9 protein-coding genes and 1 riboswitch are annotated in these 14,812 nt (G+C 42.6%); of the genes, 8 read left to right on the top strand and 1 reads right to left on the bottom strand.

Annotated features, from left to right (window positions below; all coding sequences use genetic code 11):
- Positions 1-8: 8 nt before the first annotated feature.
- Positions 9-2,093: a carbohydrate-binding domain-containing protein gene (locus tag NSQ55_RS29500; protein ID WP_076181838.1), complete on the top strand. Its 2,085-nt coding sequence runs from the start codon at positions 9-11 to the stop codon at positions 2,091-2,093.
- A gap of 64 nt (positions 2,094-2,157) precedes the next feature.
- Here NSQ55_RS29500 and NSQ55_RS29495 read toward each other — a convergent pair whose 3' ends face one another.
- The gene (locus tag NSQ55_RS29495) at positions 2,158-2,790 is read right to left on the bottom strand and encodes a TetR/AcrR family transcriptional regulator (protein WP_254847725.1); all 633 of its coding nucleotides are present in this window, start codon (positions 2,788-2,790) and stop codon (positions 2,158-2,160) included.
- Positions 2,791-2,993: 203 nt separating this feature from the next.
- Between NSQ55_RS29495 and NSQ55_RS29490 the strand changes: the two genes are divergently transcribed.
- The 7 genes from NSQ55_RS29490 to NSQ55_RS29460 all read left to right on the top strand — a co-directional run bounded on the left by NSQ55_RS29490 (position 2,994) and on the right by NSQ55_RS29460 (position 14,690).
- Positions 2,994-3,755: an SDR family oxidoreductase gene (locus tag NSQ55_RS29490; RefSeq protein ID WP_076124164.1), complete on the top strand. Its 762-nt coding sequence runs from the start codon at positions 2,994-2,996 to the stop codon at positions 3,753-3,755.
- 427 nt (positions 3,756-4,182) lie between these two features.
- The gene (locus NSQ55_RS29485) at positions 4,183-4,977 is read left to right on the top strand and encodes an alpha/beta hydrolase (RefSeq protein WP_076181841.1); all 795 of its coding nucleotides are present in this window, start codon (positions 4,183-4,185) and stop codon (positions 4,975-4,977) included.
- Between the two features lie 38 nt (positions 4,978-5,015).
- Complete coding sequence (locus NSQ55_RS29480; RefSeq protein ID WP_339170494.1) at positions 5,016-6,005, top strand: sensor domain-containing diguanylate cyclase; 990 nt, start codon at positions 5,016-5,018, stop codon at positions 6,003-6,005.
- Positions 6,006-6,256: 251 nt separating this feature from the next.
- Positions 6,257-6,652 carry a helix-turn-helix domain-containing protein gene (locus NSQ55_RS29475; protein ID WP_179089366.1) on the top strand — a complete coding sequence of 132 codons (396 nt, stop codon included), beginning with the start codon at positions 6,257-6,259 and terminating at the stop codon, positions 6,650-6,652.
- Positions 6,653-6,842: 190 nt separating this feature from the next.
- Entirely contained in the window at positions 6,843-7,691 is an 849-nt protein-coding gene (locus tag NSQ55_RS29470) for an EAL domain-containing protein (protein ID WP_305953541.1), read from the top strand.
- 116 nt (positions 7,692-7,807) lie between these two features.
- Positions 7,808-8,374, top strand: a complete 567-nt coding sequence (locus tag NSQ55_RS29465) for a hypothetical protein (protein WP_076191584.1) — start codon at positions 7,808-7,810, stop codon at positions 8,372-8,374.
- Positions 8,375-8,531: 157 nt separating this feature from the next.
- Positions 8,532-8,618, top strand: a riboswitch (cyclic di-GMP riboswitch).
- 258 nt (positions 8,619-8,876) lie between these two features.
- The gene (locus tag NSQ55_RS29460) at positions 8,877-14,690 is read left to right on the top strand and encodes an NPCBM/NEW2 domain-containing protein (protein WP_339170491.1); all 5,814 of its coding nucleotides are present in this window, start codon (positions 8,877-8,879) and stop codon (positions 14,688-14,690) included.
- The last annotated feature ends 122 nt before the right edge of the window (positions 14,691-14,812 follow it).

Raw genomic sequence — 14,812 nt, 5'->3', positions numbered from 1 at the left:
GATGAAAAATGGATAAATATATAACCGGAAGTAAAGTAGGAATCTTGCTATTGTGTGCATTACTTATGTCGGCTTGCAGTACCAATGCCACAACAACACAGTCTGAAGCGGCGGCGGGTACAGTAGCAGCCTCGGGAACAACGATAACTCAGAACGGGGCTGCCACGGGAGTACAACTGGCAAGCGCCAAATTGTCCGATCTGGTGACGTTCGATGAAGAGGATTCTAATACAACTTGGACGGCTGACCAATCGACGGAAATTGCTTTGGCTGGAACAAGTGCGCTTGTTGACGGCACCGGGGCTGAGTCCAAGGATGGCTCAGTGACAATTACTGCAGCAGGAACTTATGTGCTGTCTGGTAAGTTGAGTGATGGACAGATTGTAGTTAATAATCAGGATGAAGGTACTGTGCACTTGGTACTGAACGGTGTGAACATCACGAACAGCGATAGTGCAGCAATTGATATTAAAGAAGCGGGGAAAGTGATCATTACCTTGGAAGACGGGACGGAGAACTCCGTATCTGATGGAGCAACTTACGTGTATGCCGATGAAACTACAGATGAACCGAGTGCGGCTATCTTCAGTAAAGCGGATTTAACGATTAATGGGACCGGGAAGCTGTCTGTTTCCGCTAACTATAATGACGGAATTACGAGCAAGGACGATCTGAAAATTATGGGTGGCACTATTGAAATTAAGGCTGCCGATGACGGGATTGTAGGTAAAGATCTTGTCGGTGTACAAGACGGAAATATCAGCATAACAGCAGAAGGCGATGGAATGAAATCAACCAACGATACTGAGACGGACAAAGGCTTCATAGCAATAGCAGCAGGAACATTTGATATTACGGCTGGTAATGATGGAATTCAAGCTGAGACTTCACTTGTAATAGATGGCGGAACATACACCTTAGTTACGGGTGGGGGCAACGAGAAGGGTGAAGTGAAAACAGGTGATCAAGGGCAAGGTATGGGCATGAGAGGTGGCCGAGGTCAGGGAACAGGGGATCAAGCACCAGGAACCACAGGAACAACAGGAACCTCAACATCTGAAACCAAACCAGAGACGATGCCAGAAACAAAACCGGAGATACCAACAACGGAAGCATCAACAACGACAACAACGGCAACAGCTACAGAATCGGAAACACCAAGTACTAAAGGCTTGAAGGCTGGAGGAGATATTAGCGTAAACAACGGAACCTTTACCATCGATTCTGCTGATGATGCAGTGCACAGCAACAGTAACATTGCTATAGCTGATGGAGAATTCAACATCAAAACTGGCGACGATGGAATTCATGCGGATGCCTTGGTGGCGATATCCGGTGGCAAAATTGATATTACGAAGAGCTACGAAGGGATTGAAGGAGCAAACATCGAGATTTCCGGTGGCGAAGCTCATGTGGTTGCTTCTGATGATGGAGTGAATGTAGCAGGAGGTAACGATGAGGCGACTGTAGGCGGCGGCCCTCAGGAGCAGGATCAATTCAGCGATTCTGCTAGCAATATGCTAACGATAAGTGGAGGAACACTAACGGTTGATGCTTCAGGTGACGGGCTGGATTCGAACGGCTCCATCACAATGTCGGGTGGCACGGTTATTGTTAATGGACCTACCAATAGCGGTAACGGTGCACTTGATTTCGACGGTAGCTTTGAACAGAGTGGAGGAACTTTGGTGGCTGCGGGAAGTTCGGGCATGGCACAAGCACCGTCTGACACCTCTAGCCAACATGCAGTCAGCATGACTTTCCCTCAGACCCAGGAGGCTGGAACATTGGTTCATCTAGAGGACAGCGAAGGTAACTCGATCCTGACCTTTGCTCCTTCGAAGAGCTATCAAACGGTGGTGATTAGTTCACCGGATCTGAAGGACGGCGGTTCTTACACCCTCTACTCGGGAGGTACCTCGACCGGTAGTGAAGCGAACGGACTGTATACGGATGGTGAATACACAGGAGGAACAAAAGTAGTAGCGTTCGAAATTACAAGCAGCGTAACTTGGCTAAATGAATCCGGAGTAACAACCGCAAACACTAATCAAGGTCCAGGTGGCGGTGGTGGTGGAAACAGAAGACCTTAGGTTATAAATTGCATTCAAAAGCCACTCCAGCATTTTGGAGTGGCTTTTTTTAGTTTGAGATAAATTAGTCGCCGTTAACAGGGATGGAATTCTGTTTAATCGGTTGATTTGAAGTGTTGATGATCACATTATGTGAATTAAAAGACAGAATTTCAATCAGCTGCTCTGCCATATGGTTAGCTGTATATTTAAATCCGCCTTTTACCCACTCTATGATTAATCCAAATAGAGCATAGGCGGTGTAACTGGAAAACAATTCGATATTTACATTGGTATTAGTGTTATTAACTGCGACTAAGTCCCGCTTGGTGAGCTCCTTTAAGAGGTCGCAAATTCTATTTTGGAACCCTGGCAGAACATTGGAATTTATAATGATGGTATAAAAATTAGAGTAAGAGACCACATGTTCAAAAATCTTGATGCTCGAGGTGGTCAGCTCACTAACTATAAATTTATCGGTATGAAGATAGGGTTCTTTATAAGCCTTAATTAAATCCTCCAACACATCATCAATTAGCTCATTTAGAAGTTCTTCTTTGGTTTGGTAATGTTTATAGAAGGTTCCGCGGTTTAAATCGGCAAGGGTAACGATATCGGTTATCGTAATGGTGCGGAAATTCTTTTTTTCCATGAGTAATATCAATGCGTTTTTAAGCTCTTTACGCGATTTGCTAGTTCTCCGATTATTTTTAAGCAACAGAAGACCACCTAACTGTCTATTTTCTAATCCTATTTGAACAGAATCCCACGTTATATATATTTATGAACATTTGGTGTCTCATTTGTATATTGATAGTTAAATTTTAGAGGATTAAACTTGAGTAGTATAAATTTTAAGCGTTAAAGAGATTTTATATATTGATATTTACATTATAGATAAACGTAAAGGAGACTTCCAACATGAAACTTCAAGACAGAGTTGCAGTGGTTACTGGGGCGGCATCGGGTATGGGGAAATCTATCGCAGAGTTGTACGCTAAAGAAGGGGCAAAAGTGATTGTAGCCGATCTGAACCTAGAAGGTGCTGAACAAGTAGCCGCAGGGATCAATAGTAACGGTGGAGTAGCTAAGGCACTGAAAGTAAATGTTGCCCTGGTTGGAGATATTGATAGCATGATTGATACCGCTGTAAAAGAATATGGCACGCTAGATATTTTAGTGAATAACGCAGGGATTATGGATGGCTTTGAGCCAGTTGGTGATATTACAGATGAACGATGGGATCTTATCTTTGATATCAATACCAAAAGTGTAATGCGGTCCACTCGTAAAGCACTGCCTATTTTTCTGGAAAAAGGAAAAGGGGTTATCGTTAATACCGCTTCTACAGGTGGCGTAAGTGGTGCCCATGCGGGAGCAACTTATACTGCCTCTAAACATGCTGTAGTAGGCTTGACGAAAAACACAGCTTTTATGTATGCCAACAAAGGGATTCGTTGTAATGCTATCGCACCAGGAGCTACTGCCACAAACATCAGTGCTTCAATGAAAAATATAAATGAATTCGGCGTGAGCCGTACGCAATTAACACAGGCTGTGATCCCTCGTGTAGGTACACCTGAAGAAATCGCACAAGTTGCGTTATTCCTGGCTTCGGATGATTCCAGTTTTGTAAACGGAGCTATCATCGCTGCTGATGCGGGTTGGACTTCTGCATTCTAAATGTTGGTTGTCTACCTCTGCCTCAACAGTTTATCCACGGAGTCTTACGGACCCAGATGATGTTATTCGCAAATTTTCAGCCTTTTGAGAAGGAATTCGGACTCCAGAGACGCTATTTCATATAAATCGGCCCATATTTTGTGCTTTCGCGCCAATAGCTGCAGTGGAGTCCGATAGCAATTCAAATGTGGAATAATGGCGCATTTAAGGTCTGCTCGGTCCGCTAACCAATTTTTTCGGACAAAATGTGATCGGATTAAACGCAGAGGTACGCCAGCACGCTACCATTTTGCCAAATGATGACCCAAACGGGAGGCTACATAAAACTCCGCTAGAGATTAATCTAGCGGAGTTTTTTCTACGCTTGATATTTCCAGGGGAACCCTGCAAAATAGAGAGAATGCTAACTATAGAGGAGTTATATGAAATGAACGATGTTATGGTGCGGAATCATGTAAAAGTCATTGGAGCAGGAGAAAAAACTATCCTTTTTGCGCATGGATTTGGGTGTGATCAAAGCATGTGGCAGTTTATCACGCCATCATTTGAGAAAAAGTATCGAATCGTTCTATTTGATTATGTAGGCTCAGGCCATTCAGATTTAAGCGCATATACATCGGATAAATATCATACTCTCCATGGTTATGTACAGGATGTACTAGATGTTATCGAAACATTTGAACTCAAGGATCTTATTTTTATAGGCCATTCTATTAGCTCTATGATCGGTTTGCTTGCTTCAATCGAGCGGCCGGATTATTTTAATAAAATGATTATGATCGGACCTTCCCCACGTTATTTAAATGAGGGAGATGCTTATTTCGGGGGCTTCGAAAAAAGTGATATTACTGAGCTTCTGGATATGATGGAGATGAATTTCGCGGGCTGGGCTAGCTTTATGGCTCCACTTGCGATGAATAATCCTGACCCAATGTTGACTAAACAGCTGGAACGAAGCTTTATTTCGGCCGACCCTATTATCGCTAGAGAATTTGCGGAAGTTACATTTTTTTCGGATCATCGAGAAGATCTGCCTAAAGCGACAGTGCCTACACTCATATTGCAATGCTCGGATGATAGTATCGTTCCTATAGAAGTAGGAGAATATTTACATAGACACATGAATAATAGTACGTTCCGGTTAATGGAGGCCAAGGGCCATTATCCACATATTAGCCATCCGCAGGAGACCATTACTTTGATTAATGAGTATCTTGGGTGAGATGGAGAAGATTATGGTGTTGAAAGGATATTTAGACAATGGATGACCGGCTAAAATATGCGCCATGCGGATATGTTTCCATTACCCATGAAGGAATGATCCTCGATGTGAATCAAACCTTTTTGGAGGGGATGGGATATCAACAGGTTGATTTGGTGAATAAACATTTTGAATCTATCATGTCTACGGCCAACAAGCTTATTTTTCATTCATACTTCTATCCTTTTATCAATCTGAATGGACATGTAGAAGAGCTATTTATCAATTTGAAGGACAGCAAGGGGCAAGCCGTGCCTTACTTGTTAAATGGCAGACGCCTTGAGTGTGAAGGTGTAGAGGTCATTGATTGTATTCTCGTACAGATGGGCAAACGTATTGATTATGAGCTAGAGTTACGATCTGCGAAGAAGCAAATAGAAGAGGCATATTGGGAAAAAGATCAGGCGCTGGCAAAGCTCAAACAAATCCACCTGGAAATCGAGCAAAAGCAAGCTGAATTACTGGAGATGAATGCCGTTTTAGTAGAGCTATCTACTACAGACAAGCTTACTGGATTAAAGAATAGAAGGTTCCTGCAAGAAAAGCTGGAAGAACAGATTGCAGCGTATCACCGTGATCAGGCGCCTTTTTCGTTATGTATTCTAGATATTGATCACTTTAAAAATGTGAATGACACCTACGGTCATCAGATGGGTGATTATGTCCTGGAGAAATTGGCGAGTATCCTGAAGTCCCAATCTCGTAAAGAAGATATCGTAGCTAGGTATGGTGGTGAGGAGTTTATCCTTCTGCTGCCTAATACAGATTCATCGGATGCCACGGCTATAGCTGAGAGTCTACGACAATTCATAGCCAGCTCCACTTGGGAGATTGGCAGCATTACGGTAAGCATTGGCATAGCTACCTTTGAAGCAACCGATACAGACATCACTCTTCTGGAAAAAGCTGATCAAGCGCTTTACGTTTCTAAAGAACAGGGGAGAAATCGCGTTACGCATATTATGGATTTGAGTGAAAAGCTTCTTTAATTGGAGGCTTTTTTTGTTATTTATAAACGATACATCCTCTTTGCTCTAATTGCTCTAAAATGTCTGTTCCCTTCAAGCTGTGATTCCATCTGAGATCCAGTTTCTCTAATCGTTCAAGCTGTAAAAGGGAATTCGGAATTTCATGAATGGATCTCCTTTGTAATTCGTATTGGCATCAAGCCTATGTGACAACGTTACGATAGAATATAACAGGATGATGATTTATTATCAGTATGTTGGCATACAAAACTATGGAATGTGGATCATACCTACATTATCTATTCGGGGATTATGGCGATCTGGAAGTGATCCATCCCTCCAATATAAGAGTGCTGTCTGCGGTGGCTATGAATGATACTGTATTATTTGAGATTAAACATGAGCCTTTTAAGCAGATGGTTGCCGATTACCCGTTGATTAAGGATCAATTGATGCTGCTGCAAATGGAGCGTTTATTTTTATCGAATCGGTTATTATATGAAATGAAATTTCATGATGCGAGAGCGCGTGATATGATCGGAACGTTAAGGGAGACGGCTACCCTTGTGCTTAAAGATCTGCAAGAACAAAAGATTATTGAGATTCAACATCAGCAGATCACCGTGTTAGACCCGGCGTATTTACTGGAGTATACGGATTTCGATTGAGAAGAGCCGTTCCAGGATCTTTTTCAGAGAATCGATTATTAAAGGGGTTATGAATGTGGCTTGTAATCATTGTGTAGTAAGAGAGCTGAATTTTCAAATCAAGGCTCATGGTGAGCTTAATCTTAGGGTTTTACCTGAGGTTATTCATCACTTGAGTAGAAGTAATACGATACATAAGGTGGAAGAAAATGTGATTACAATTAAGGAGGCTGGGGTGCGGGATTTTCTGGATTTCTGTAATGACCATATGGAGTCGGAGCAGGTTGAATTCCGTATAGATGACCAAACATGGAGACCTCTATCCGAATTACCCACTGTACTTGATATGGAGTGGATTGATGAGGTTATCACTAAGGGTCTTGTTACTTGCTACTTCCAACCGATTGTGAACGTAAGGGAAGAGATTTTTGCATACGAGCTCCTATCCAGATTTAAAAAAGAAGACGGATCTCTTATCTATCCTAATGAGATTTTTGCGGCGGCACGGAATCGTGGGCGTTTATATGCTTTAGACCGGTTATGTAGAATGACGGCTGTAAAATATGCTGCACCCTTAAATAAAAAAACGTTTATTAATTTTATCCCAACGTCGATCTACGCTCCAGAGTTCTGCTTAAGATCAACCGTTGAACTGGCCAATCAATTAGGCGTCGATCCTTCTCTTTTTGTCTTTGAAGTTGTTGAGACGGAGAAAGTGGATGATCTCGCTCATTTGAAAGCTATTTTGACATATTACAAGGATCGGGGATTTGAATACGCTTTAGATGATGTTGGTGAGGGCTTCAGCACGATCGAGATGTTATTGGAGCTTAAACCCCATTACATGAAGCTGGATATGAAATATGTTCAGGGTGTGTCCAGCGATCTGAACAAACAGAAAATAGCAAAGCAATTTTTAGAAAAAGCTTTAGAAATCCAATCCGTTCCTTTAGCAGAAGGTGTGGAGTTTAGAGAGGACTTTGAATGGCTTAAGCAGAGTGGTTATCAGTTGTTTCAGGGCTATTTATTTGGAAAGCCTGATCCTATTCCCAAACAGTAATCCTAATGAGTATATATCCGTCCAGAGGATGAGATGAATTTCAGGTCAGAGTCTGAGTACAGCCAACCCCCGGGGTTGTATAATTTAGGTAATTTGAAAAGGGGGACGGGATAGATATGAAATGGCATCAATTTGTAACGCGCTGGGCGGATTCTAGGGGCTTTGATGGACGAGAGATTGATTATCAATGGCCTTCTCCCTCATTTCCGGTCATCAGTATTCGCAGTAATCTAGGGCGATACTCAGGTCAAGCGTATGGCCGTGGAGGTAAACCCCGTGTGAAGACAGCCGTTGGATTAATCGCTATTGGAGATGTAGCTGTTGGCTTGATTTCCATAGGTGCGATAAGCGTGGGCGTATTATCCTTAGGAGCAATATCACTGGGAATGTGGTTAGCGATCGGAGCAATAGCACTTAGCTGGCTTGGCTTCGCAGTGGGAGCGATTGCGATTGCAGGCGTGGCTGTAGGAGCGATCGCAATCGCGGAAAAAGCGTTGGGGGCCATCGCCATAGGGGATACGGCGTTTGGTGCGATAGCGATAGGCAGGATCGCTGGGGGTGCCATAGCTATCGGACAATGGGCATATGGTGTAATCGTAGTTGGCGAACATGGTTTCGGATTAATTCCCGTCACGGGCGATGTGTGGAATTGGTTCCGGGGTTTGTTTGGATCGGAGAGTTAAGTAGACCTACAGTCCTAAAGGATGTCCTTCTCTTCCGGGATAGTCGATAAATAATATCTATCACATAAGAAAAACTAATTGCAATTACCTATACTCATTTCATACCAATTAATCATGCGATCAGATCTAGGCTTATGTTACTCTTTGAATGTATTCGAAACTTCATAGGCAAACCTATGGAAATGTAGGGACGCAAAGCTATAGGGACTAAGGTTATCATAACTATTGTCAGCCAGCTGCCAAAGAGTGCGTAACGCTTTTTGTTAAAATATAAGAAAGTATAAGTTATAAAACTATACTTAATATCTTATATTTCTCGCTTAAACGCTTACCGTCCTTATAAGGACGCCGAAGGCGTTTATGCTTGTTAAGGTTTAATAAAAATTAAGTCTTAATTTTTAGGCGACTTTATACGCAATCAAGCTACTCTTTTGGGGTAGTTTTTTTTGTGCCCATTTTTGGGCACTGGAGAGATTCATATGACATCTGGGGGTAAGAAGAGATGAAGAAAATGATTGCGATCGCTACATCGGCGGCCATGTTGGCCAGTTTTTCGAGTGAGGCAGGTTATGCTTTAGCAAGTGAGGCAAGCAAGGTAAATGTAACAAAAACAGTGGCGCAAAGTAAGGTTAACTTATTAAGCAACGCCTCGGTTATTCCGTTTGAGCTGTACGGCAAGGATGCTCTAAATGCCTATAATGAGGTTTTTAGAATGAATCCAGCAAATATTAAATCCATCACAAATAACGGTGGCAACTACTCAGGCTCGCCTATAGCTAAGGCTATGGATGGGGATATGAGCACGCATTGGGAGACTGGCAAACCGAATAGTTCAACGTTTACGAATGAGGTTGTGTTTGTTTTCAATGAGTCCACTGAATTAAATAGAATGGTATACGCGGCTAGGCAATCCGGTGCGAAAGGTAAAGGTTTTGCTCAAGAATTTGAGATCTATGGTTCCACTACCGATGGGGGTGATTTTACGCTCGTGTCTTCTGGAGAATATACAGGCTCAACCGGTGATGTAGTGGAGATTCAGTTTGCACCTACGGCTTTTAAGAGACTTAAATTTGTCTTCAAAAAAGCGAATCAAGATTGGGCGAGTGCGGCTGAGTTTTCTTTTTATAAAGAGGATAGTGTCTCTGCTAAAATGAAAAATTTATTTACAGATGATACCTTGAGCCAAGTTAGTGCTGCCTTTAATACGACAGAGAAATTAACAGCTTTAGAGAATGAAGTGCAGGCACATCCACTGTATGCGCAGTTTAAAGAAGAGATAGAGAATGCAAAGATCCTTTTGAAGAACCATCAGGTAGAGGCAACGGCAGCCAAGGTTTCGAAGCTAAAAGGGTATGGAACAGCCTATGAAAATGCCTATAGCCAAGCTTATAGAATGCCGAATGCAAACGTATCAAAAGTAACGGTGAACGGTGGAAGCTACCCAGGTACGAAGCCTGAATATATGCTGGATGACCAGCCCACTACGCATTGGGAAACGAACAAAAACAATGATGCAAGCTTCACGAATGAAGTCGTGTTTGAACTAGCGCAAGCGGAAGTGCTGGACAGAGTGGCTTTTTTGGCTAGAGATAACCGCAAAGGATTCCCAGAGGCTTTTGAAATCTATGCATCAGAGACGAGTAAAGGAGAGACCTTCCAACTTGTATCTAGCGGAACCGCGATTAGTACCAATGACTTTCTGGAATTTAAATTCGAACCGACGAAGTTTAAAAGATTAAAATTTAAGTTCACAAAAGCTAATATCAACAGACCTTTTGCGGCTGAATTTAGATTTTATACAGAAGATAAAGTAAGCGAAGCTGTAAATGGTATTTTCACAGATGGAACGATGAGTGCGGTTGTGCCTGCTTATAATAGCGTCGAAGCAATCAACGAATTAGAAGAAGCGGCAAAAGTACATCCGCTCTATCCAATCCTGAAAGATTCTTTGGATTTAGCTAAGAAGCTAGTGAATGGTGAAGTTCAAACCGAAGGCACCATCATTGAGGCGGAACAACGTGGAGATATGAAAAAGCATGCGCAGGAAAACCTGAGAATTGGTTTTGGTACGAACAACCAGCCTACAGGTCTCGTTGCAATGCCTGGAGATACGATCAACGTTTATGTGGACGCAGCTTCTAACGATAAGCTACCTTCTTTAGTCTTTTCTCAACAAGAGGCCGCTTGGAATGTTTGGGCTAGAGGTGTGCAATTGCGTCCAGGTAAGAACATTATAACCGTTCCTGAATTTGCTATGAATAGTTATTATGCACATGAAGTGACTAAGGGCGGCACCGTTTATATCGTAAATCCCTATACAGCAGAGGAACAAGGGAAAGCGCCATTGATCCGCTTCGAAGGTTTAGAAAAGATTCCTTTTATGACCAAGACCACGGATCCAGAACAATTCAAAACCTTCTTAATCACATACAAACAAAGACTAGACGAAGATAAAGCGGCTCATCCAAATGTTCAAGATCGTAAACTCATAGATGTGGTAGAACTGGCCAGCGATCATGTTATTTTCACAGGAACGGCGACGGAGGCGTACAACAAATATATTACGCAAGGAAATAACCCGCTGGACACCGTAACTGGGTATGACACCTGGATGAAGAGTATTTTTGCCTTCTATGGCCTGGATGGCAGTAGCGAGATTGATGATGCCAAGCTAATTCGTGAGAATATTCGCTTGATGCAGCCTTATGGTGCGATGTATGCAGCGGGAGATCATACAGGTATCCAACTTGGAACAGTAGGAACCATGTTAGGTGATTTTAACAAAGCTTATCCGGGCTGGGGACTGAATCACGAAATCGGGCATCGCTTGGCTATGGGTGAACGGGAATATGGCGAAGTAACTAATAATATGGTGTCTATGTTTATGTCTGTCGCGGCGAATTCGATAGATAATCGTATACCGTATGAATCAGATATCTATAAATATGTCCTCGAAGAAAACAAAGTGGTTATGAATCAGCAGGGCTTATTTGCACAACTCGGAGCCTATTGGCAGCTGGAGCTGGCACATCCGGGATACTGGACAGAGCTGACCAAGCTATATCGGGAGCGGAAGGTCATCCTTACCAACGGTGACAATTCTAAGCAGCAGTATTTGGTGGAGTTCTCCTCCGAAGTACTGGGATTAGATTTAAGCAGCTATTTTGCCAGACATGGCTTCACTGTGAATCCTGAGACAAAAGCGAAAGTAGCCAAGTATCCGGCACCGCAAAAGTTATGGTATTTAAATAACTCGGTGATTAATTATGAGGGAACTGGAATAGCGGATAAAAATCTGGCCATTAAGGTTAATATCACACCTAACACCACGGCTAGAACGAACACGTTAAGTTTCAGTATAGATAAAGAGCTTAAGCAAGACTTTTTAGGATATGAAGTGTATAGAAATGATGTGTTAGTTGGTTTTACAGGAACTGAGCAATTTGTGGATCAGAATGTAGATGCGAGTATCAACTATACGTACAAGATCGTCGGTTATGATAAAAAGCTGAACCCACTGAAGCCCGTACAGGTTAAAGCCTTTAAGCCAGCCTTGTCTGTTGAAGATCAGCTCACTTTAAAGCTTAATCAAACCTTTGATCCGATGAGCTATGTAAAAGCGGCTAACTATCTAGGAAACGATATTACTGCAGATGTCTCTCTGAAAGCCAATAACGTTGATGTAACGCAAAAAGGCAACTACGAAATTGTATATGAAGTGAAAAGCGAAGGGGTTACGGAAACGAAAACCACACAGGTTACGGTAACGAGCGACTACGCCTATATTTCCGATCTCAATGCCAAGTCAGTCGTTGTAGGCTGGGGTGAATTAAAGAAAGATAAAGCCGTTTCCGGGGGAATCATAACCCTTGTTCGCCAAGGATTGGCTGCGACGTACGCGAAAGGGATTGGTGTTCATGCCAACTCTGAGGTAGTTTACGATATTGAAGGTAAGGGTTACGACTTCTTTGAAAGCTACATTGGGATTGATCAAGCCATGAAAGGGAAACCTTCCTCGGCTACTTTTGCAGTGTATGTGGATGGAGAACAGAAATTTGAGAGTGATGTTTTCCGGGCAGGAACAGAACATCAATTTGTGAAAATCCCTGTGACTGGTGCAAGAGAGGTGAAGCTGGTTACAACAGATGCTAAGGATGGCAATGCTTCAGACCATACGGTATGGTCGGATGCGAAGTTCTCGAATAATTCAAGCAAACCTACCATTACAGTACCGGAAGAGACAACCTTCGTTAAGCTGAACAGCGAATTTGATGTGTTGAGCGATGTAACAGCTTTTGATACGGAAGATGGTAACTTAATTGGAGCCGTTGAAGTACATTCGAATGGATTCACATCAAGCAAAACAGGGACTTACAACGTCGAGTTTTCTGTTACAGACTCAGATGGGAACTCCGCTGTGCAAGCCAGAAAGATTGTTGTATACAGCGCTAGTAAATACCTGAGTGATATAGATTGGCAATCGGCAAAAACGGATTATAATGTGGTTCGAAAAGATAAGGCTAGCTCTAACAATCCGATTAAGCTGCTGGTAAATGGCGAGGTCAAAGAGTTCGCTAAGGGCTTAGGAACCCATGCCAGCTCTGAAATCATGTATAATCTGGCGGGTGCAAACTATGAATATTTTGAAACGTATGTAGGGGTTGATAGAAATATCCCTGAGCAAAGCAACTCCAGTGTAATTTTCAAAATCTTTGCCGATGGGGCAGAGGTTTATAACAGCGGACTGATGAAATTTGGTACAGAGGCCAAGCTTGCGCGGATACCTGTTAAGGATGTAAGTGAATTGAAGCTGGTGTTAGATAATGCAGGTAACGGAAATGCTTCAGATCACGGCGATTTTGCTGATGCGAAGTTTATGATCTTGAACAATACACCAGAGCTTACCATACCTAAATCTGTCTCAACCAAAGTGGGCCAAGCGATTGATATCAGTGAAAGCTATACGGCAATGGATTCGGAAGACGGTGACTTGACGGCTCAAGTGAAGGTCACAGGCCAAGAGCAAGTTAAATTCAACCGGGCCGGAAAGTATCCAATCACTTACACAGTAACAGATAGTGATGGAAATACGACCACGAAGATTAGAACTATAGCCGTAGTAGACATGACGGACTTTACGTATCTGACGGATTACGACTGGAATTCTACTCAGAACAGCTATACTGCACCTTTGAAGGATAAATCTATTAGTGCAAATACGCTGAGATTAACAGATGAGAACAATCAGGTAGTGTCCTATGAAAGAGGAATTGGAGCGCACTCTAACTCGACGATTGTATACAATCTAAGCGACAAAAACGCGGACTATTTCACTTCCTATGTAGGTGTAGATAGACAAATGTACGGTTCTGTTGGTTCGGTGAGCTTTGAGGTGTTTGTCGATGGAGAGAAGAAATTCGATAGTGGGGTCATGGGTTCGAGAGATCCGCAGAAATTCATCGAATTGGATATTAATGAAGCAAAAGAACTGAAATTAGTCGTCACAGACGGGGGAAATGGTAACGGATCTGACCATGCTACATGGGGTGGAGCTAAACTACATTTCGCGAATGGAGATCACTTATTCACTAGAGATCTCGAACAGGCGATTGCAGCGGCTAAAGCAATTTCTCTAGAAGGCTTCACACCTGAGAGCATCGCGGCATTTACGTCCAGCCTCTCGATAGCAGAGACAGTGTTGGCTAACTCTTCTGTTACGCAAAGTGAAGTAGACGAAGCTGTAGCAGCGTTGCAACAAGCAACCGAAGGTTTGGTCCAAATAGATCTTACGCAACTGATTACTGTGGCGGACCCGTATTTAAGTGCTTCGATCAAGACTACATTGGGCGTAACTGGAGAATTAACATTAGGTGATATGTATAACCTTACAACGTTAACTAGCGAAACCAGAAGAGCCAGATCCTTGGAAGGTTTGCAGTACGCGAAGAACCTAGAGACACTTGATATTACTGGAAATGAAATTACAGATTTCTCCCCATTACAAGGATTAACTAAACTAACGAGCTTATTGGCCGACCCACAAATGGTAGAGGTAGGAGAATTTAAGGGACCTGTAGTTGAAGTGGCTAATCTGGTGAAAGGGCTCGATGGCAGCAAAGTGATCCCTAATTCGGCTGGGGTAAGAAACACTAGAACATCTAAAGAAATTGTGTTTGATATGAAGGAATGGGCTGCTAATCCGGATGTGTTCACTATTGACCTATCAAACGAGGAGAAAGGAACTTACATGCTGGGGTTAACTTACCAAGTCGCAGGTAATCTCGTGCAAATCATTTCTTTTATTGATAATAATTAAATTCCCAAGAAAGCAGGCGGATTGTGGTCTCTATAACCATGGTTCGCCAGTTTTTAAATGAAGGCGTTTTATGTAAAAATATCCATTTTGTCATATGACAAAAGAAATGACAACGCTCACTA

The sequence above is a fragment of the Paenibacillus sp. FSL H7-0943 genome (assembly GCF_037963265.1).
Lineage (GTDB): Bacteria > Bacillota > Bacilli > Paenibacillales > Paenibacillaceae > Paenibacillus_AQ > Paenibacillus_AQ odorifer.
This window is presented reverse-complemented; position numbering and strand designations above follow the sequence as displayed.

What these genes read in the sequence shown, in the direction of transcription:
- NSQ55_RS29485 (WP_076181841.1), top strand. Translation starts at nt 4,183, where the DNA reads ATGAACGATGTTATGGTGCGGAATCATGTAAAAGTCATTGGAGCAGGA.
- NSQ55_RS29465 (WP_076191584.1), top strand. Translation starts at nt 7,808, where the DNA reads ATGAAATGGCATCAATTTGTAACGCGCTGGGCGGATTCTAGGGGCTTT.
- NSQ55_RS29490 (WP_076124164.1), top strand. Translation starts at nt 2,994, where the DNA reads ATGAAACTTCAAGACAGAGTTGCAGTGGTTACTGGGGCGGCATCGGGT.
- NSQ55_RS29480 (WP_339170494.1), top strand. Translation starts at nt 5,016, where the DNA reads ATGGATGACCGGCTAAAATATGCGCCATGCGGATATGTTTCCATTACC.
- NSQ55_RS29460 (WP_339170491.1), top strand. Translation starts at nt 8,877, where the DNA reads ATGAAGAAAATGATTGCGATCGCTACATCGGCGGCCATGTTGGCCAGT.
- NSQ55_RS29475 (WP_179089366.1), top strand. Translation starts at nt 6,257, where the DNA reads ATGGAATGTGGATCATACCTACATTATCTATTCGGGGATTATGGCGAT.
- NSQ55_RS29500 (WP_076181838.1), top strand. Translation starts at nt 9, where the DNA reads ATGGATAAATATATAACCGGAAGTAAAGTAGGAATCTTGCTATTGTGT.